Origin of the sequence: Gordonia shandongensis DSM 45094 (assembly GCF_000423025.1) — a bacterium.
GTDB lineage: Bacteria > Actinomycetota > Actinomycetes > Mycobacteriales > Mycobacteriaceae > Gordonia > Gordonia shandongensis.
Genome location: NZ_KE383969.1, coordinates 48,096 through 66,900, shown reverse-complemented (window position 1 = coordinate 66,900; position 18,805 = coordinate 48,096). Strand labels below are relative to the sequence as shown.

Annotated in this window: 16 protein-coding genes; 8 read left to right on the top strand and 8 right to left on the bottom strand. The window is 69.1% G+C overall.

What is annotated here, in order from left to right; all coding sequences use genetic code 11:
* Positions 1–103: 103 nt before the first annotated feature.
* The 6 genes from pstS to G528_RS0114770 all read left to right on the top strand — a co-directional run bounded on the left by pstS (position 104) and on the right by G528_RS0114770 (position 6,950).
* A complete protein-coding gene (pstS, locus tag G528_RS0114795; RefSeq protein WP_026919633.1) occupies positions 104–1,171 on the top strand; it encodes a phosphate ABC transporter substrate-binding protein PstS in 1,068 nt (355 codons plus the stop codon).
* Between the two features lie 38 nt (positions 1,172–1,209).
* Entirely contained in the window at positions 1,210–2,241 is a 1,032-nt protein-coding gene (pstC, locus tag G528_RS0114790) for a phosphate ABC transporter permease subunit PstC (protein WP_026919632.1), read from the top strand.
* Positions 2,238–3,143, top strand: a complete 906-nt coding sequence (gene pstA / locus G528_RS0114785; RefSeq protein WP_035720249.1) for a phosphate ABC transporter permease PstA — start codon at positions 2,238–2,240, stop codon at positions 3,141–3,143. The genes pstC and pstA overlap by 4 nt, the downstream gene beginning before the upstream one ends.
* Position 3,144: 1 nt before the next feature.
* Positions 3,145–3,921, top strand: a complete 777-nt coding sequence (gene pstB, locus G528_RS0114780) for a phosphate ABC transporter ATP-binding protein PstB (RefSeq protein ID WP_026919630.1) — start codon at positions 3,145–3,147, stop codon at positions 3,919–3,921.
* 94 nt (positions 3,922–4,015) lie between these two features.
* A complete protein-coding gene (locus G528_RS0114775) occupies positions 4,016–4,678 on the top strand; it encodes a TetR/AcrR family transcriptional regulator (protein WP_035720247.1) in 663 nt (220 codons plus the stop codon).
* A gap of 46 nt (positions 4,679–4,724) precedes the next feature.
* Entirely contained in the window at positions 4,725–6,950 is a 2,226-nt protein-coding gene (locus tag G528_RS0114770) for a CocE/NonD family hydrolase (RefSeq protein ID WP_026919628.1), read from the top strand.
* 68 nt (positions 6,951–7,018) lie between these two features.
* Here the strand turns inward: G528_RS0114770 and phoU are convergent, their stop codons facing one another.
* The 8 genes from phoU to G528_RS0114730 all read right to left on the bottom strand — a co-directional run bounded on the left by phoU (position 7,019) and on the right by G528_RS0114730 (position 15,746).
* Positions 7,019–7,681, bottom strand: a complete 663-nt coding sequence (gene phoU / locus G528_RS0114765) for a phosphate signaling complex protein PhoU (RefSeq protein WP_026919627.1) — start codon at positions 7,679–7,681, stop codon at positions 7,019–7,021.
* Between the two features lie 116 nt (positions 7,682–7,797).
* Positions 7,798–10,029, bottom strand: a complete 2,232-nt coding sequence (locus G528_RS0114760; RefSeq protein WP_026919626.1) for an LCP family protein — start codon at positions 10,027–10,029, stop codon at positions 7,798–7,800.
* Positions 10,030–10,165: 136 nt separating this feature from the next.
* Positions 10,166–11,335 (bottom strand): tRNA dihydrouridine synthase DusB, encoded by a 1,170-nt coding sequence (dusB, locus tag G528_RS0114755; protein ID WP_211220640.1) that lies wholly within the window; start codon positions 11,333–11,335, stop codon positions 10,166–10,168.
* Between the two features lie 56 nt (positions 11,336–11,391).
* Positions 11,392–12,384 carry an acyl-ACP desaturase gene (locus tag G528_RS0114750; RefSeq protein ID WP_026919624.1) on the bottom strand — a complete coding sequence of 331 codons (993 nt, stop codon included), beginning with the start codon at positions 12,382–12,384 and terminating at the stop codon, positions 11,392–11,394.
* A gap of 240 nt (positions 12,385–12,624) precedes the next feature.
* Complete coding sequence (locus G528_RS0114745; RefSeq protein WP_026919623.1) at positions 12,625–13,485, bottom strand: DUF1266 domain-containing protein; 861 nt, start codon at positions 13,483–13,485, stop codon at positions 12,625–12,627.
* Between the two features lie 35 nt (positions 13,486–13,520).
* Positions 13,521–14,375, bottom strand: coding sequence for a DUF1266 domain-containing protein (locus tag G528_RS0114740; RefSeq protein ID WP_026919622.1), 855 nt, complete (start codon positions 14,373–14,375; stop codon positions 13,521–13,523).
* Positions 14,342–15,124: a DUF1266 domain-containing protein gene (locus G528_RS0114735; protein ID WP_026919621.1), complete on the bottom strand. Its 783-nt coding sequence runs from the start codon at positions 15,122–15,124 to the stop codon at positions 14,342–14,344. Before G528_RS0114735 ends, G528_RS0114740 begins: the two co-directional genes overlap by 34 nt.
* A 106-nt stretch (positions 15,125–15,230) precedes the next feature.
* Positions 15,231–15,746: a nuclear transport factor 2 family protein gene (locus G528_RS0114730; RefSeq protein WP_026919620.1), complete on the bottom strand. Its 516-nt coding sequence runs from the start codon at positions 15,744–15,746 to the stop codon at positions 15,231–15,233.
* Between the two features lie 272 nt (positions 15,747–16,018).
* Here G528_RS0114730 and G528_RS0114725 point away from each other — a divergent pair, with 272 nt between their 5' ends.
* Positions 16,019–17,791, top strand: a complete 1,773-nt coding sequence (locus G528_RS0114725; protein ID WP_026919619.1) for a serine/threonine-protein kinase — start codon at positions 16,019–16,021, stop codon at positions 17,789–17,791.
* Positions 17,791–18,597 (top strand): hypothetical protein, encoded by an 807-nt coding sequence (locus tag G528_RS0114720; protein ID WP_026919618.1) that lies wholly within the window; start codon positions 17,791–17,793, stop codon positions 18,595–18,597. Before G528_RS0114725 ends, G528_RS0114720 begins: the two co-directional genes overlap by 1 nt.
* The last annotated feature ends 208 nt before the right edge of the window (positions 18,598–18,805 follow it).

Genomic DNA, 18,805 nt, shown 5'->3' with positions numbered 1-18,805 from the left:
CCCGCACTGTTCTCCCGCGCGTCACTCGCCGGCCTCTCCGTCCTAACCGGGCGTCGATAGCTTCGCCTCGACAGCCGTACAGATGGAAAGGCATCCCACCCTCATGAGCGTGTCCCCGAAGCTCGTCCGCAGGTCCTCCGTCGCGCTGGCGACCGTCGCCGCCGCGTCCCTGGCCCTCACCGCCTGCGGTTCGGACTCCGCGTCCGGAACCATCACCGGTGAAGGCTCCACCGCGCAGCAGAAGGCGATGGAGCAGTTCGCCACCGTGCTCACCGACAACGACGGCGCGGTCCTCGACTACACCGGTTCGGGGTCGGGTGACGGCATCAAGAAGTTCCTGAGCGGCGACGTCGATTTCGCGGGCTCGGACTCGCCCCTCAAGGATGACGAGGTCGCGAAGGCCAAGGCGCGGTGCGGCGGCAACGACGCCTGGCATCTGCCGTTGGTCGCCGGTCCGGTGGCGGTGGCGTTCAACGTGCCGGGCGTCGACGATCTGACGCTCGACGCGTCGACTCTCGCGAAGATCTTCGACTCGAAGATCACGCGCTGGGACGACGCCGCGATCAAGGCGCTCAACCCGGGGGTCTCGCTGCCGTCGACGGCGATCGTCCCGGTGCACCGGAGCGACAGTTCGGGCACCACCGACAACTTCACCCGCTACCTGGGGACGGCGGCGCCCGGCGACTGGCCGTACCCGCACTCCAAGGAGTGGGCGGGCACCGGCGGCTCGGGCGCGGCGAAGTCGACGGGCGTCGGCGACACCGTGAAGAAGACGCAGGGCGCCATCACCTATGTGGAGTGGGGCTTCGCGACCGAGAACGATCTCGGTGTCGCGAAGGTCGATTTCGGTGCGGGCGCGACGGAGCTGACGGCGAAGACGGCCGGCAAGGCGCTCGACTCGGTGACCTTCACCAAGCCCGGTCAGCGTGATCTGGTCGTCGACACCGACGCCCTGTACGCGATGAAGGAGGCGGGCGCCTACCCGCTGCTGCTGACCACGTACGAGATCGTGTGCTCCACGGGGTACGACGACTCGGCGGTGTCGGAGACGTTGAAGGCGGCCTTCTCGACGATCCTCGACAAGGGGCAGGACGACCTCGAATCGCTGGGGTACGTGCCGCTGCCCGCTGAGTTCACCAAGACTCTCCGCGGAACGATCGACGCGCTGTGACGGCGCCCGACACTCCCCTGCCGGCGCCGGACGTCTCCGTGAGCACGATCGCCGACCCCGACCGGGAGCCGTCGGCGCCGAAGCGGCCGGAGTCCCGGCCGTCCGGCGGCCCGGACGGGGCGGGTGAGCCGCGCGGTTCGGCTCCCCGCCGTCTCGGCGACCGGGTGCTGACGTCGCTGTCGACGGGATCGGGGCTGCTGGTCTCGATCGTCATCGGTCTGATCGCCGTCTTCCTGCTGCTGCAGGCGATTCCGGCGTTGGCGAAGAACTCGGCGAACTTCTTCACGTTCCAGGGTTCGTGGGTGGTGTCGGGTGACGCCGTCGAGTTCGGGATCCCGCAGCAGTTCTATGCGACGGTCCTGGTGTCGGTGATCGCGTTGTTGATCGCGATGCCCGTCGCCCTGGGCATCGCGGTGTTCGTCACCGAGTACGCGCCGCGGAGGCTCGCCGGTCCGATCGCGGCCGTCGTCGACCTGCTGGCGGCGGTCCCGTCGATCGTCTACGGCCTGTGGGGCATCCTCGTCCTGGGTCCGGCGCTGGTGCCGATGAACCAGTGGATGGTCGACAATCTGGGGTTCCTGCCGTTGTTCGGGATGCCGGAGAACGTCGCCAACATGTCGACGGGCGGCACGCTGCTCACCGCCGGGATCGTGTTGGCGGTGATGATCCTTCCGGTGATCACCGCGGTGACGCGGGAGGTGTTCGCGCAGACTCCGCACGGTCACCGCGAGGCCGCGCTCGCGCTCGGCGCGACCCGCTGGGAGGTCGTGCGGACCGCGGTGCTGCCGTTCGGGTTCTCCGGGTACATCAGCGGGTCGATGCTGGGCCTCGGCCGGGCGCTCGGCGAGACGATGGCCTTGCTGCTGATCATCTCGACGGCCGGGCCGATCGACTTCAACCTCATGGAGAGCGGGCAGACGTTCGCGACGGTGATCGCCAACAATGCCGCCGAGTTCGATTCGCCGATCAAGACCGGCGCCTACATCTCCGCGGGCCTGGTGCTGTTCGCGCTGACGTTCCTGGTGAATGCGGCGGCCCGCGGTGTCATCGCGAGGAGGGCTCGCTCATGACCATGCGATTGAACCGCCCGGCTCCGGTGGGGCTGTCCGGACTGTCGATGCGGCGCCGCGCCACCGACGTCACGGTTCGTGTGCTGGTGACCGGGGCGGTGGCCCTCGCCGTGATCCCCCTCGCCTGGCTGGTGTTCACCCTGGTGGAGCGGGGTATCGGTCCGGTCCTCGACATCGAGTGGTGGACGCAGTCGGAGCGTTACGGGGGTGCGGCGAACGCGATCATCGGCACCCTGGTGCAGACGGCGATCGCGGCGGTCGTCGCCGTGCCGCTCGGCGTCCTCGTCGCGGTGTATCTGGTGGAGTACGCGGCCGATGCGGAGCCGGGGACCTGGCGCGCACGACTGGTGCGGGTCACGACCTTCATGGTCGACGTGCTGTCGGGGGTGCCGTCGATCGTGGCCGCGCTGTTCGTGTACGCGGTGTGGCGCACCACGCTCGATCTTCCGCGGTCGGGTTTCGCGGTCGCGCTGGCGCTGGTCCTGCTGATGATTCCGCTGGTGGTGCGGGCCACCGAGGAGATGCTGAAGGTGGTTCCCGCCGAACTGCGCGAGGCGTCCCTGGCGCTGGGCGTGCCGAAGTGGAAGACGATTCTGCGGATCGTGCTGCCGACGGCCCTGTCGGGCATCATCACCGGGATCATGCTGGCGATAGCCAGGGTGATGGGGGAGTCGGCGCCGGTGTTGATCCTCGTCGGTTCCACGCGCGCGATGAACGTCAACCCCTTCGAGGGGAATCAGCAGTCCCTGCCGCTGATGATGCTGCAGGAATACAACAAGGGTCCGAGTGGATTCGAGACCGTGTGGGGTGCGGCGTTGACGCTGGTGATCGCGGTCGCGATCGTCTACGGCCTCTCACGGGTGCTCGCGCGTTTCACCGGGACCATGAACGGAAAGAGCTGAGATGGCCAAGAGCCTGACAACGACCGATCTGAACATCTACTACGGCGATTTCCACGCCGTGAAGGACGTGTCGCTGAGGATCGCGCCGAAGTCGGTGACGGCGTTCATCGGACCGTCGGGGTGTGGGAAGTCGACGGTGCTGCGGACCCTCAACCGCATGCACGAGGTGACGCCGGGTGCGTATGCGACGGGGTCGGTGATGCTCGACGACATCGACCTGTACGGCGCGGGCGTCGATCCGGTGGGGGTCCGTACGACGGTCGGCATGGTGTTCCAGCGGCCGAATCCGTTTCCGACCATGTCGATCCGCGACAACGTGGTGGCCGGTCTCAAGCTCGCGGGCGTCCGCGACAAGGCTCGTCTCGACGAGGTCGCCGAGACGAGCCTGCGGGGCGCCAATCTGTGGAACGAGGTCAAGGATCGTCTCGACAAGCCGGGCGGCGGCCTGTCGGGCGGGCAGCAGCAGCGGCTGTGCATCGCTCGGGCGATCGCGGTCTCGCCGCAGGTGTTGCTGATGGATGAGCCGTGTTCGGCACTCGATCCGATCTCGACGCTGGCGATCGAGGATCTGGTGGCCGAGCTGAAGAGCACGTACACGATCGTCATCGTCACGCACAACATGCAGCAGGCGGCGCGGGTGAGTGATCGGACCGCGTTCTTCAACCTGTCGGGGGCCGGGCGGCCGGGTGAACTGGTCGAGATCGGCGACACGGCCGACGTGTTCTCGAACCCGGAGTGTTCGCAGACCGAGGATTACATCTCGGGCCGTTTCGGCTGATCCGCCGCGGCATTCCTGTGCTGCGGGTTGTCATTTCCTGAGAGTGTGGTTAGAGTCACCACAGACTTGATCGACTGATCAACTTCGGAGTGACATGGCCCGGCTGACTGTGCAGGAACGACGCGACGCGGCGATCAGCGCCACGATGCGCGTCATCGCGCGCAGCGGTGTCGAAGCCGCGACCACCCGGAGAATCGCCGACGAGGCCGGCGTGGGGCAGTCCAGCCTCTTCTACGCCTTCGACTCCCGAGACGACCTGCTCGCCGCCGTCGTCGAATACGGGATCGCTCAAGAACTGGCCGCCATGGACGGATGGCTCCGTCAAGCATCAGCGATGTTCACCACCTCCCAGGTGAGCATCGCCGACGTCTTGACCGACGCCTTCACCGCGTTCGTGGACGACCTGGTGGAACACTCCGACCGCGAGCACGCGCTGGTGGAACTGGCGCTGTACGCGCAACGCACCGAGGGTTTGCAGCCGCTGGCACAGAAACTGTACGGCGGATACTACGAACTCGTCTCGGGGCTGCTCGTGCACGCCGCGGACTCGGGCGGCATCGCGTGGACGATGCCGGTGGACCATCTGGCGACGCTGACCGTCGCCATGACCGACGGCATGACGCTCTGCTACCTGAGCACCGGTGATCGCAGCCGGGCTCAGCAGATCGCCGACAGTGCCGTCGACCTCCTGCTGCGGTATGTGGCCGAGCAGGAGCAGCCGGAGCAGGCATCGCCTGGACGCCAGGAGCCGACGTGACGTCGCGCTCGACGAGACACGGGGTTGTGTTGTGAGACGAGGACGAGTGTTCACCAGGGTCGCGGCCGTCGCGGCGGCCCTCATCATCGCGGTCGGGACCGACGGCGTGGTCGCCGCGCAGGCCCACGCCGCGCAGGCCGTCCACGCCGGCGGCGGCGTGACCCAGGCCTACCTGACCGACGCCAAACCGGGCACCCGGCTGACGCTGGTCGACGGCGCCGGAAACGTCGCCGGATCGGGCGTCGCCGACTCGCTCGGGTCGCTGATCGTGCGACGCCTCGCGCCGGGGACCTACCGGTTCGTCGGCGACGGCGTCCGGAGCCGGAACGTCACCGTCACCGGACCCGACTCCCCGCCGCCGAACCCCTCGCTGTACCGGCAGAGGCTGCACGAGGGACTCAACTACATCACGATGCGCGACGGCACCGAGCTCGCCGCCACCGTCCGACTGCCCTACGGCAAGAAGCTCTCGGACGGGCCGTTCCCCACGGTCATCGAATACTCCGGCTACCAGAACGCCGCCCCCGGCGACCTCGTGGTCGGTGCGATCGGCGAGAAGGTCGGCGTCCCCGACCCGCAGGCGCCCGCATCGTCGGTGATCGTCGGAGCCACCCTGGCACCGCAGATGCTCGGCTTCGCGACCGTCAGCCTGCAGATGCGGGGAAGCGGCTGCAGCGGCGGCGACTTCGGGCTGTTCGACTACGCGGCCGCCTTCGACGGCTACGACGCCGTCGAGACCGTCGCCCGGCAGAACTGGGTGAAGGGCGGAAAGGTCGGCATGGTCGGCATCTCCTTCTCCGGCATCTCCCAGATGTTCACCGCGGGCACCCGGCCGCCGCACCTGGCGGCCATCGCCCCGATGAGCACCACCGACGACCTGTACTCGACGGGTCTGCCCGGCGGCATCTACAACAAGGGCTTCGCCAACTCGTGGCTGCGCGAGCGCGTCCACGACGCACAGCCGGGACCGCGCGGCGGCCAGCCGTGGGTCGGCGCCCGTATCAAGAGCGGCGACAAGACCTGTGCCGCCAACCAGAAGCTGCGCAAGCAGACCCAGGACGTCTTCGGGCTCATCGAGGAGAACCCGACGCGCGCCGCGCAGGTGTACCAGGAGCGGTCGATCCCCGACTGGGCCGAGAAGATCGACGTCCCGGTGTTCCTCGTCGGCGCCGCGCAGGACGAGCAGACCGGCCCCGGCTGGGTGAACCTGCTCAAGAAGCTCGAGCACAATCCGAACGTGTGGGCCAACATCATCAACGGCCACCACTTCGACTCGCTCGGACCGCAGATCCTGTCGCGCTGGGCGGAGTTCCTCCAGATCTTCGTCGCCGACCAGGTGCCGCACACGCCGCCGACGATGCAGCCGCTCGGCACCGCGGTGTTCCCCGCCGCCACCAGTGCGCCGGGACAGCTGATCCCGCCGATGCGGTTCAGCAACTCGCCGAACGTGGCGGTCGCCAAGAAGCGGTTCGCCAAGGCCACCCCGCGGGTGTGGGCGCTGTTCGACAACGGTGCCGGCGCGGCGGGCCCCGGCGGTCTGTCGTCACCGTGGCAGCGGTCGCTGAACGCGTGGCCGTCGAGCACCGAACGCATGTACCTCGGCGCGAAGGGCAGGTTGGCGACGTCCGCATCGGACGGTGAGGTCTCGTTCGCCCCGAATCCGGCGAACCGTCCCCTCAACACGCTCAAGGACGCGTCGACCGACACGGCCGTCGCGTGGGGCACGAACCCGCCGTACAACTGGAAGCAGGCGCCGGGCCGCAGCGGACTCGGGTTCATCTCGGCGCCGCTGACCCGCGATCGGGTGATGCTCGGCAACGGCTCGGTGACCCTGCGGGTCAAGAGCACCGCGCCGGTCACCGATCTGCAGGTGACGGTGACCGAGGTCGACCGCGCCGGCAAGGAGACGTCGGTCGCCACGGGCGTGCTGCGCTCGAGTTTCCGCGGCGACGGCAGCGCACCGGACTTCACCGTGGAGCGTCCCCTCGACGCCGGTTTCAACACCATCACGATCCCGCTCGACCCGGTGATGCACGGCTTCCGCAAGGGGACGAGGATTCGGGTGCTGGTCTCGGCTCCGGGCGGCGACCTCCCGTCGTGGCAGTTCGCCACTCGACAGACGGGCGGCAAGGTCACCGACACGATCGACCTGTCCGGCTCGTTCGTGACGCTGCCGGTGATCAGCGGGTCGGTGCCGGGTGCCGCCGCGCAGTGCGGATTCCTCCGCGGCTCGGCGTGCCGCCCGTACCGGCGGGCGTTCAACGGCGGCTGACCGGCGGGTGAGACGATCGCGCCCCGCAGCGTGTGAACGCTGCGGGGCGCGATGCCGTCTCGGTCGACTCAGGAGGCCTCGAGCAGCTGCTCGGGCGTCTTGCCGGTCGCCTGGAAGACCACGCGGCGGGCGATGAGCACGGCGTGGTCGGCGAACCGTTCGTAGTACCGGCCCAACAGCGTCACGTCGACGGCGGCCGCCACACCGTGACTCCATTCGCGGTCCATCATGACCGTGAACAGGTGACGGTGCAGATCGTCCATCGCGTCGTCGTCGCCCATGAGCGCCAGCGCGTCGCGGTAGTTCTGATTCTCCAGGACGCGCCGCGAGTTGTGGGCGAGCTCGACGGCCAGGCGGCCCATCTCGGCGAAGTAGCCGGTCACCTCTTCTGGCAACACCTTGGCCGGATGGCGTCGGCGCGCGACCTTCGCGACGTGCAACGCCAGCGCGCCCATCCGGTCGATCTCGGCGACCAGCTGGAACCCGCTGACGATGGAGCGCAGGTCGCCGGCGACGGGGGCCTGCAGGGCCAGCAGTTGGAACGCGAGATCCTCGGCCTCGCCCGACTTGTCGGCGACACCGTCGTGGTCGGAGATCACCTGTTCGGCCAACTCCAGATCGCCCTCGAGGAGGGCCTCGGTGGCCTGCGCCATCGCCGCGCCGACCTCGTCGACCATCTCACCGAGAACCCTGTTGAGCGCAGCCATCTGCTCCTGATATGCCTCACGCATGTCGTCCACCTTACGTTCGGCGTTCTCGCGGCCGCTCCCCGGACGATGAAGTCGGCGTGAACACTTGGCTCACCGTCTGACGCCCCGGTGACCGGACGAGTCGGCGGGTGCCGCCCCTATGAACAGGTGGTGTCGCCGGCGTTCGTCACCGACAGGTCGTTCGGCAGTTTGGAGTCGGAGTGCGCGGGCAGTTCGTCGACCGTCAGCGTGGACCCCGGAGAGGGCGGCGACGCGATGGTCGACGATCCGCCGAAGTCGTCGCCGAGGATCACCTCGACGCCGTACTTCACCGTCCGGTCCTCCTGGATTCGGGCGCCGGGGAACATCGCCGCCACCGTCGCCGCCGAGTTCTTCTCACCCGGGCCGTACCGGACGATCGTGTCGGTGCGCGTCTCCGACGAGTCGGCGATGCCGGGCACGCTGATGCCCTCGTGCAGAAGAACGCTCTGGGTCTCGCCGGCCAGCCCGTCCGCGCCGGTGCCGTTGAGGACCCGGACGCTGAGGTTGGCGGCGTTCTGCGCGGTGAGCTCCTGCGGTGCGGGGGCCTTGGTACTGCTCTTGGTGCGCTTGGGTTTCGGCGGCTTCTTCTCGCCGGGCAGCGGGTCGTCGTCGATGATGGCGTTGAAGATCGCGTCGATGTCGTCGGTGCGCGGGATCTCGTTGTTCTCGCCGTCCGTGGTGGTGCCGCTGGTCGGGATGGTGAGGAAGGTGACGGCGCCGGCGTCCATGCCCTGCATCGACTCGGCGAGCTGGATCAGGGAGTCGGTGTCGACCCGGTCGACGTAGCTGTACTCGATGAACGTCTCGACGATCTTGGTGAGCTTCGACGGGTTCGACAGGACGTCGTTCGAGAGCGTCGACCGCAGCAGCGACGACATGAACAACTGCTGACGCTTGATGCGGCCGTAGTCGCCGTTCGTCTCGTTCTGCACGTGGCGGGCGCGCACATAGTTGAGGGCGAACCGGCCGTTGAGCTTCTTGCGTCCGGCCTTGCGCAGGATCGGACCGAGCTCGTAGTCGTACAGCGGGACGGTGGAGCACACCTCGACGCCGCCGACCGCGCGGACGATCTTCTCGAATCCGGAGAAGTCCATCGCGATGAAGTGGTTGATGTCGAGGCCGCTCATCGCGGTGAGCGTCTTGACCAGGCATTGCGGTCCGCCCTCGGCGTACACGCCGTTGAGCTTCACACCGGTGGCGGCCGGGAGTGAACCCGAATAGGTGGCCGAACTGTTGTCCCAGCCCTGGCAGTCGGGGCGGTCGACGGCGAGGTCGCGCGGCCAGGAGACGGCGACCACGCGGCTGCGGTCGGCGGGGATGTTGACCAGCAGCACGGTGTCGGAGCGAGCGCCCTCCACCAGGTCGGCGCTGCCGGCGCCGACGCGGGAGTTCTTGCCTGCGCGCGAGTCGGTGCCGACGATCAGGTACGTCTCGTCGCCGACCTGGTCCTGCGGCTTGCGGACGTCCTTGCTGTCGGGGTCGAGGGCCTTGATGACGTTCCACGCACCGTTCCAGCCGCGGTTCAGCTTCCACACGTAGCCGGTGCCGACGAGCGACAGCAGGCAGGCCAGCGCGAGCAGGACGCGGCCGGAGTTGGTGGCGTACCGGCGGGTCTTGGTGGTGGCCGCTCCGCTGCGACCGTCACGGGGCCCGCGGGGTTCGCTGATCTGGCGGGGTTCGCGGCCGCGGACCCGCGAGATGGCCTCGGTGAGGTCGGGCGTCGGCTCCAGCGGGTGTCGACGGCGCTGCGGATCAGGGCCCTGGGATTCGGGCGTACGGGGCTCGCCGTGCCGGGGTTCGCCGTGCCGGGCCCCGGCAGACGGCGACTGCTCGGACTCCGGAGACGCGGGCGGACCGACGGGCCCCTGGGCGCGGGACTCCGCCGACAGCCTCGCGGCCGTCGTCTCATCGGACAGGTCGACGGCGGGGGCGTCGGCGACCGGCGGAATCACCTGGGTGACGTCGACGCGCGGTGACGGTTCTGGCTGGAGCGGTTCTGGCTGGGGAGGTTCGGGGTGTGGCGGGCGAGCGGGCGGCCGGGGACGACCGGGCGGATCGGCAGGCGGCTCGTCGACGCCCATCTGCTCCATGAGCTGCCGGACGGTGAGCCGTCCCCGCGGCCGCACGTACCCCTCGCGCGCCGACGGTTCGCGGAGTCCGTCGCGGCGCCGCTGCTCCTGCGCGACCCGATCGTCGTCGGAGCCGACGGCGGGCGTCTCCCCGGTGGCGTCGCCGAAGCGGGTCCGGAAGTCGTACGAGCCCGACGTCCGTCCCGCGCGGCGGGACCGCCGCGGTTGCTGCGGCGTCTCGTCGCCGGGCTCGGGCGAGCCGGGTCGATCTGAACTCACGGTGCTTCTTTCTACTGTGTCCGGTGGGTGCCCACCGCCGGGACGGCGACCGCTAAGGGCGGTCCGAGCGCACAGGCTCGCCACATTTTACCGACGCCACCTGAGAACTCGCCGAGGGCCGCCGCGGGAGTCGCCGTCATCCGCCGGAATGCATGATCTCCGCGCCCTCGGGCACGATGTCTTCCTCGGGATCGTCGAGCCACCCCTCGGGGAGTGCGACCGACGCGGGCGATCCCTGACGGCCGCGCGGTCCGTGCGCGTCGTCGGGGAACGGGACGTCTCGGGGGAGCGATGCGACCAGCTCGCGCAAGTCGTCCATCGTCTTGACCAGCGCCAGCGACGAGCGCAGGCCGGAGCCGGCCGGGAAACCGCGCAGATACCAGGCCACATGCTTGCGGATCTCCCGCATCCCCTTGTCCTCGCCGTGGTGGGCGGCGAGGAGCTCGCCGTGGCGGATCATGATGCGTCCCACCTCGCCGAGGTCGGGCGCCGTCGGCGCCGCCACGCCCCGCAGGCGGGCCGACAGTTCGGCGAACAGCCACGGCCGGCCGAGGCAGCCGCGCCCGATGACGACGCCGTCGCAGCCGGTCTGCCGCATCATCTCCACCGCGTCGTCGGCTTCGAAGATGTCGCCGTTGCCGAGGACCGGGACCGACGTCACGTGCTCCTTCAAGCGCGCGATCTCGTCCCACACGGCGGTGCCCGAATAGCGCTGCGACGCGGTCCGCGCATGCAGTGCGACGGCCTGCGCGCCCTCGTCGGCGGCGATGCGTCCCGCATCGAGGTGCGTGTGGTGTTCGTCGTCGATGCCGATCCGGAACTTCACCGTCACCGGGATGTCGGTGCCCTCGGTGGCCTTGACGGCCGCGGCCACGATCCGCCGGAACAGTCGACGCTTGTACGGGATGGCCGAGCCGCCGCCCTTGCGGGTCACCTTGGGGACGGGACAGCCGAAGTTCATGTCGATGTGGTCGGCGAGGTTCTCGTCGACGATCATCTTCGCGGCCTCGTACGTGTACTCCGGGTCGACGGTGTACAGCTGCATCGACCGCGGTGTCTCGCTGGGGTCGAACGCCGTCATGTGCATCGTCACCGGATGGCGTTCCACGAGGGCTCGCGCGGTCACCATCTCGCACACGTACAGACCCGAGACGGTGCCGGTCCGCTCCATCTCGAGTTCGCGACACAGCACCCGGAACGCGACGTTGGTGACGCCGGCCATCGGGGCGAGCACCACCGGGCTGCCGAGCTCGATGGAGCCGATGCGCAGGGGTGCGCCCGTCGAGTCGGACCGTGCGGACGACACGGCACCGGCGTCTTCGGAGGGATCCGAAGACGCCGGTGCGGTCAACGTGGTGGAGGTCAGGATGCCTGCTTCTCTCGCTTCGCGGCCTCCCGGGCGAGCGCACGGTCGCGCATCTCCTCGAAACGACCCGCATCCTTGTCGAGCTGATCGAGGAAGGCCGCCAACTCCTCGCGGGTCTTCTCGCCCTCGGGGCTGAAGTCGTCCCGGTCGAAGACCTTCCACTTGCGCAGCACCGGCTGCACGACCTCTTCGAGGTGCTGGCGGAGGTCGTAGATGCCGTGCTTGGCCATCAGGACGCCGTGGCGACGGAAGTTCGGCATGCCGGCGCCGGGCATCTCGAAGTTGGTGACGATGTCGGTCACCGCCCGCAGCGTCTGATCGGGCGCCAGGTCCATGCCGGCGCCGCAGATGTTGCGGTAGAAGATCATGTGCAGGTTCTCGTCGGCCGCGATGCGCTGCAGCATCCGGTCGGCGATCGGATCGTTGCACGCCTTACCGGTGTTGCGGTGGCTCACGCGGGTCGCGAGCTCCTGGAAGGTCACGTACGCCACCGAGTGCAGCAGGCCGACCTCGTCGCCCATCTCCTGCATCTCCGCGGCCCGCTCGGCGGCCGCCAGCATCGGGTCGTAACCGTTGGTCATGTGGATCATCCGCGCCTCTTCGAGGGCGACCGGGTCGACGCCGCGGGTGACGACCAGGTAGTCGCGCATCGCGATGCCGTGACGGTTCTCCTCGGCGGTCCACCGGCCCACCCAGTGGCCCCACGCGGAGTCCATCGAGAAGTTCTCGGCGATCACGCGGTGGTACGAGGGCAGGTTGTCCTCGGTGAGGAGGTTCGTGATCATCGCGGCCTTGGCGACCTCGTCGAGCTGCGACTGCTCCGGGTCGTAGTCGACGCCGCCGAGGGCCGCGAAGTTCTGGCCGTCGTCCCACGGCACGTAGTCGTGCGGGTTCCAGTCTCGCGCGATCTTGAGGTGACGGTTGACGTTGTCCTCGGCGATCGGCTCGAGTTCCCGAAGGAGCTCGAGTTGTGTGAGTTGGCGTGCCATCGGTAGTCCTCTGGTCGGGTGTGGGTCGTCTCAAGTCTCTCGGTCGGGCCGCCGCTGAGGCGCGTCCGACATGCGTATTCACTCCAGGCTACGTCACACGCAACACTCTGCCCAAGTCTCGCGGCGGTGCGCGCGGTGAGAAAACGGAGGGATTCGGCAGTCGGTATATCGCGTGTCGCGGGCCCCGCCGTTAACAGACTCCGGCGGTGGGTTACGTCACCGTAGGTTCGGCGGCGACCGTCAATCGTCGCCGAGGACCGGTTCGGTCGGGAACGGCAGGTTGTTCCACGGCGAGTGCGCCGAGTCCATGAACGGACGAACCCACTCGATGGTCTGGACCACCTGCCTGCCGAAGGTGTCGGGGTAGGTGACGATCCGACCGGCGGCGACGCTCAACGCGTACGACCGCCACGACGAATGGTTGACCAGGACGCTGTCGCGGGCGGCGAGCGCGACGTTGCGGACCACGTGCGGTCCGCCCCACCCCATCGCGAGACCCCACTTGGCCACGTTGCCGACACGGACCAGGTCGTAGCCGTCGAGCGCCTCCACCTCCTCGTCGGCGGCGAGCAGGCGTGCCCGGCGCAGCGTGTTCTCGGCGGTCCGGATGTCGACGATCGACTCCACCAGCGCCTGCGCCCACTCCGGCGGCGCCTCGAGCCGCTGCGCCTCCGCCGACAGCTCCTGCGCCCAGGCGGCGTCGTCGAGCACGCTCAGATCGCGTCGACGCTTCGCCTCGGTGCGCACCTTCGCGGCGTGGTAGGCGACGCTGTCGCCGTACCTGCCGTCGAGCAGCGCACCCAACACCTCCATCCAGTACTCCTCGGTGGAGATGCCCCAGTCCTCGGTCAGGGCGTACTCGGCCTGTCGGTCGTGGCCCCAGTTCCCGAGATCGGTCAGGGAGTTCCACCGGACCTCGTTGGGTGCGGCCATCGGCCCCGCCAGCGCCAGCCCCTGGGCGATCGGCCCGTACAGGGTGCCCGCCGGATCCACCGGCAGGACGTGATCGGTGTAGTCGCGGTCGACGGCCGCGGCGATCTGCTCGGGGGTGTCACCCGACGTCGAGCCGACCCTGTCGCGAATTCTGTCGAAGAGAGCCATTCAGTGCAGTCCTTGCCTCGGTACGGAACAGATCCTCACGGTCGGAGGGCGAAGTCGGTGCCGGTCGGGAACTCGAGGTTCCGCCACGGACTGTCGGGCGCGGTCAGCAGTGTCGCCACATGCGGCAGGGCGGCGTCGAAGCCGGCGCGCGGGTCGTCGTCGTTCAGGGCGGCGCCGGCGACGACCGACGCGGCGAACTCGTTCCAGTCGACGAAGTGCCCGGCGGCGACGTCGCGGGCGGCGAGCAGCGTCTGCCGGACGGCGGCGTAGTCGCCGTAGCCCGAGTACGCGCCCCATCGGGCGACGGTCACCGCCCACGAGATCCGATGCCCGACGATGTCGCGGACCTTGATGCCCGGCGCCAGCAGCCCCGTCTCGGTGATCGCCTCGTCGATGTCGGCGACGGCGCCGATGATGCGATCGACGGCGTCGTGCGCCTCGGGCGTCTGACCGTCTTCGGCCAGCCAACGGTGCATCGCGTCGCGCCACAGTCCGACGGTGACCGTCTCGCCGCTGCGCATCATCTCGGCGCGGAAGCCGAGCACCAGGTCGATGTCTCCGGCGTCCGGGTTCAGGGCGTCGCCGACCGCCGCGGCCCAGTCGCCGGTGCAGTTGACGCCCTGTCGGGCGAGGAAGACGCGAGCCGAATACGGTGTCGCGTCGTCGAAGGTCAGCGCGTTCCATGCCTGCTGGCGCTCCACGCGTGCGGCGGCGCCGAGGGCGAGCGCCTGGGCGACCTCGTCGTACAGGGGGCCGTCGGGGTCCACCACGACGGTCGACGACGCGTAGGCGCCCAGATGCTGCGCCGACCCGGGCAGGGCGATCTGCGCGGGTGCGACGTGGCGGCGCTCCACGGTCAGCTCCGGCCGGGGAACGGGATGTTGGTCCACGGGCTGACCGGGCTCGAGAGCAACGAGCGCACGGTGCGCGCCGGGTCGCCGTAATGGGAGTCGGTGGGGTAGCCGCCGAACAGGATCGACGACCCCGCGACGTATGCGGCGCCGAACGACGCCCAGGTCGGATAGCTGGTGATGCCCGACGCGTTGTGGCCGAGCGCGTCGAGCATCTGCGCGACCGTCGCCGGGTCGGCGACGCCCATCCGTGCCCCCGCGTGAACGAGGTAGGCGGCGCTGGCGAGGTCGTGGGCGAACAGGGTGACGAGACGCTCGCCGGCCGGCAGGAGACCGTCGCCGGCGAGTTGTTCCTCCACGTAGTACGACTTCACCGCCAACCGCACCACCAGGTCGGTGTCCTCCTCGGTCCACCCCGAACGCTCGCCGTGGGCGTAGACGGCGGCGACCCAGTCGTCGAGATCCAAGTAGGCGTCGCCGCGCTTCTCGAGTTCCTCGTCCCGGATGTCGAGGGCGGTCTCGGCCGGCATGGATCGGATGCGCTCACCGCGGATCAGCCGGTCGGTGGCGTGCAGCCAGGAGTCGGCACTGTTGATCTGCCACTCGCGTGCCAGCGTCAGCTTCTCCTCGACGGTCACGGTGACACCGCCGCCGGGTATCTCGGGACTGTTCCAGTGCAGACCGAGCCGCGCGGCGATCGGTGCGCTCATCGCGAGCACCGACGCCTGCGGTCCGTGCGCGGGTCCGTGCGGCGACGTGAGTATCGGAACGTCGAATCCGGATGTCACCTCTGGGTCCCCTCCCCGTGGGTATGCGCTGTGCACGATCGGTGGTGACTATATCGCGCCGGTCCGGCGGCGTCGTTCGGGGCGATGACGAGCACCGCCGGCGGTGTCACCTGCGTCGCGCGAACATCGCGCCGGTGGTCTCCATCCACTGGCGGCCGGCGTCGTCGAGCGTGCCGAGTTCGGCGGCGCGCTCGCACCAGCGCCGGGCCATCAGGCCGAACTCCATCGGGTTGTAGACGTCTTCCTCGCACGACCACAGGCCGTCGCCGCCGTAGGTGAGGATGGTGATGTTCGTCGCGGTGAAGACCGAGCCGTCGCCGGGGTCGCGCATCGGGTTGTCGACTTCGCAGATCACGCGGCTCGTCGCCGGATCGACGACGTGCCACAGCGACGGGTACTCCACCATGTGGCTGCCGGGGAAGGCGTGCATCGTCTTGTTGATCCAGGCGCGGATCTCCTCGCGGCCCGTGAAGCGTCCGTATGCGTGCTCGATGTAGGTGGCGTCCTCGGCGAACTGGTCGGCCCAGCGGTCCCAGTCCTTGCTGACGGCCACCTCGGCGACGGTCTGTTGGAACTGGGCGAAGGCGTCGTCGAGCTCGTCAGCGGAGAAGCGTGGGGTCATGGTGGCCGATGGTAGGTCCGAATCGCCTCTGCGGCGCCGGATTCGGCGACCGCGTCCCGTTCGGCCGCTCCTCGGGTGTTCCCGCGTCACCGCGACGCACCCGCGGCTGCAGGAACGGCCGCGGACGCGATCGGGTGACGCGGGAAGGGCAGAGGGCGCGGGTGCCGAGGCAGGGGAGCGGTCATTCAGCGGGCGGAGTCGAGTTGTTCGAGCGCACAGCCGTCCCGGTAGCATTCGGCGGGTCACAAGTCACCTGGCGAAACGGCGGAGGAATGTTCCAGATCGGCGACGAGATCGCGGGCTATCGCATCGAACAGGTACTCGGTGCCGGCGGGATGGGCGAGGTCTACCGGGCCGCGCACCCCCGTCTACCGCGGAGCGATGCGATCAAGGTACTGCGATCGGCACACGGTGCCGACCCCGTGGTCCGCCAGCGCTTCGAGCGCGAGGCCGACCTCATGGCGCCGCTGGCGCACCCCAACCTCGTGCGGGTCTACGACCGCGGTGTGGTCGGCGACGGACTGTGGATCGCGATGGAGTTCGTTCCCGGAACCGACGCGGCCCGCATGTCGCAGAACTCGCCGGGAGGCATGGATCCGCGGCTCGTGGTGGCGATCGTCAACGGCGTCGCCGCCGGCCTCGACGTGGCGCACCGGCACGGTGTGCTGCACCGCGACGTGAAGCCGGCCAACATCCTCATCACGCCCGGTGTCGACCCGGTGAGCCCCGAGGCCGTCAAGGTGACCGACTTCGGGATCGCGCAGGCGTTGGGGGACGCCGGGGCGGCGCTCACCAGCACCGGCACCACCATCGGGACCATGAAGTACTGCTCTCCCGAGCAGATCGACGGCCGCGCGGTCGACGGCCGCAGCGACGTCTACTCGTTGGCGGCGACGGCGCTGGAACTCCTCACCGGCAGTGCGCCGTTCATCTCCGACAGCATCCAGGGGTTGATGACGGCGCACATGTTCTCCGAGCCGCCGCGCGCCTCCGAGCGGGTGCGGTCGCTGCCGCCGGCGGTCGACGACGTCTTGCGCGCGGGGATGTCGAAGGACCCGGCGGGACGTCCGCCGACGGCGATGGCGTTCGCCAACGCCCTGTACTCGGCGTTCACCGGCGGCACCGTCACCCTGCCGCCGCGGCCGTTCGTCACGGCTCCGGGAGCGGCGTTCGCCAACACGCCGGGTGCACCGGTGCCGGGACCGCGGCAGTTCCACGGCGGGCCGTCGGGGCCGATGGCGGCCGGCCCGGTGTCGTGGTACCGGAAGGTGCCGGTGGTGGCGTCGCTCGCGGTGATCGTCGCACTCGGTGCCGGTGTGGGCGGTGCGTTCGCGTGGAACGCCGCCGCCGGTCTGGGGACCCCGTCGGCACCGGATGTGCAGATGGTGCCGGCGGGCGTCGAGATGTCGTGGGACGGCGTGGACGGTGCCGACAGGTATCTGATCAAGGAGGACGACCGGGTCGTCGGGACCACGGCCGAGACCTCCTACACCGTGACCGATCCGACTCCCGGCGAGCGGACCTACTCGGTGGCGGCACGCGGCAGCTCCGACGGCTCGGACTTCTCGCCGGCCGCCGACCTCACCGTGACACAGACGTGGGGACAGTTCCTCGACATCGCGAAGCTGTACCCGGATCTCATCCCGTCCACCCCGGTGAACACGAGCACCTTCGAGTCGTTGGAGTGCCGCGGTCTGGGGGCGTACCCGGCGGGTGACGAGACGGCCGCGCGGGCCATCATCTGCGAGAAGTCCGAGAACGGGACGGAGCTGTACTCGGTCGGCGTCTACGCGGGGACGACGCCGCTGCAGACGCGCTACCTGTCGTACAGCGAGGTCGATCGCAGTACGAGCGACATCTACACCACGACCCGGGGCACGGAGGGGCATCTCCGGGTGGGTACTGCCAACGGCGACGCCAAGGCGATCTTCACCTATCAGTCGACCGATGAGGGGCCGCACACCAACACCTATGTGTCGGTGACCGTGCCGAAGTCCACCGATGAGAAGAAGGCTCGCGAGATCATGGAGAGGCTGCCCCTGTGATGAGTGCACCGAACGCCGTTCGTCACGGCATCAAAGGCAGGACCCTCGCGGTCATCGCGGCCGGGGCCGCTCTCGTTCTGGTGGCCTCACTGTTCGCGGTGCGGGCGATGACTCAGTCGTCGGCGCCGAGCGCGCCGTCCGGCCTCACCCTCTCGATGGAGGGCACGGCGGTGAAGGCGGTGTGGAACTCCGTGTCCGGAGCCGACGAGTACACGCTGGTCCGCGACGACGACGTGGTCGTTTATACGGGGAGCGACACATCGGCGGTCGACAGGTCGGCACGGACCGGGAAGCACTCGTACCGTGTGCGTGCGGCGGACGGCGGTGCGGAGTCGTCCGACAGTGCGCCGGCCGAGTTCACGGTCGAGGCCGGGTGGGGCACCGGTGTGCAGCGGTTGGTCGACATGTTCCCGCGGGTTCTGCCGGAGTCGCCGACGACGACCGGTTTCGATGACATCTCGTGTCGTTCCCTGGTGCAGGGCACCAGCGGTGAGATGGGCGCCGGTGATCGGGGCAGCGACAAGCCGCTGGTGGAGCGGCGTGTCCACTGCTTCACGCCGACGGTGGCGTTGCAGGTGACGCTGGCGACGTCGAAGGAGTCGGCCGACGCGTTGTTGAGTGAGGCCTCGAAGAAGCCGAGCGCCGAGTCGGTGACCTGGCGGTATGGCACGGGATATGTGGTCGAACAGACGGGGATCGCGTATCTGCGGCCGGACACCCACGATGATGTCGTGATCGTCATGCGCATCGATGACGCCGATAAGGAGAAGCTCCTCGAGTTCGCGAACACCCTTCCGCTCGAGTGACGTCGGGCGTGTCTGCTCCGCCGCGGGATTGATCGGTGGCGGTCGTGGAGATGCGTCGTCGATAATTGACACCTCATTACATAAGGCCAGGTCAGCGGTGTTTCTGGTGGCTGCTGGGGGTGTTATCGGGTCGGCGGGCGGTTGAATTGCCAACTATGAGCATGGGTCTTTAGTCCCTGCTATCGTCCCCAGTGGTCAAGGTTCCGCA

What these genes read in the sequence shown, in the direction of transcription:
- G528_RS0114775 (WP_035720247.1), top strand. Translation starts at nt 4,016, where the DNA reads ATGGCCCGGCTGACTGTGCAGGAACGACGCGACGCGGCGATCAGCGCC.
- G528_RS0114745 (WP_026919623.1), bottom strand. Translation starts at nt 13,485, where the DNA reads ATGGCTCTCTTCGACAGAATTCGCGACAGGGTCGGCTCGACGTCGGGT.
- G528_RS0114720 (WP_026919618.1), top strand. Translation starts at nt 17,791, where the DNA reads ATGAGTGCACCGAACGCCGTTCGTCACGGCATCAAAGGCAGGACCCTC.
- pstB (WP_026919630.1), top strand. Translation starts at nt 3,145, where the DNA reads ATGGCCAAGAGCCTGACAACGACCGATCTGAACATCTACTACGGCGAT.
- G528_RS0114750 (WP_026919624.1), bottom strand. Translation starts at nt 12,384, where the DNA reads ATGGCACGCCAACTCACACAACTCGAGCTCCTTCGGGAACTCGAGCCG.
- phoU (WP_026919627.1), bottom strand. Translation starts at nt 7,681, where the DNA reads ATGCGTGAGGCATATCAGGAGCAGATGGCTGCGCTCAACAGGGTTCTC.
- pstA (WP_035720249.1), top strand. Translation starts at nt 2,238, where the DNA reads ATGACCATGCGATTGAACCGCCCGGCTCCGGTGGGGCTGTCCGGACTG.
- G528_RS0114730 (WP_026919620.1), bottom strand. Translation starts at nt 15,746, where the DNA reads ATGACCCCACGCTTCTCCGCTGACGAGCTCGACGACGCCTTCGCCCAG.
- G528_RS0114725 (WP_026919619.1), top strand. Translation starts at nt 16,019, where the DNA reads ATGTTCCAGATCGGCGACGAGATCGCGGGCTATCGCATCGAACAGGTA.
- pstS (WP_026919633.1), top strand. Translation starts at nt 104, where the DNA reads ATGAGCGTGTCCCCGAAGCTCGTCCGCAGGTCCTCCGTCGCGCTGGCG.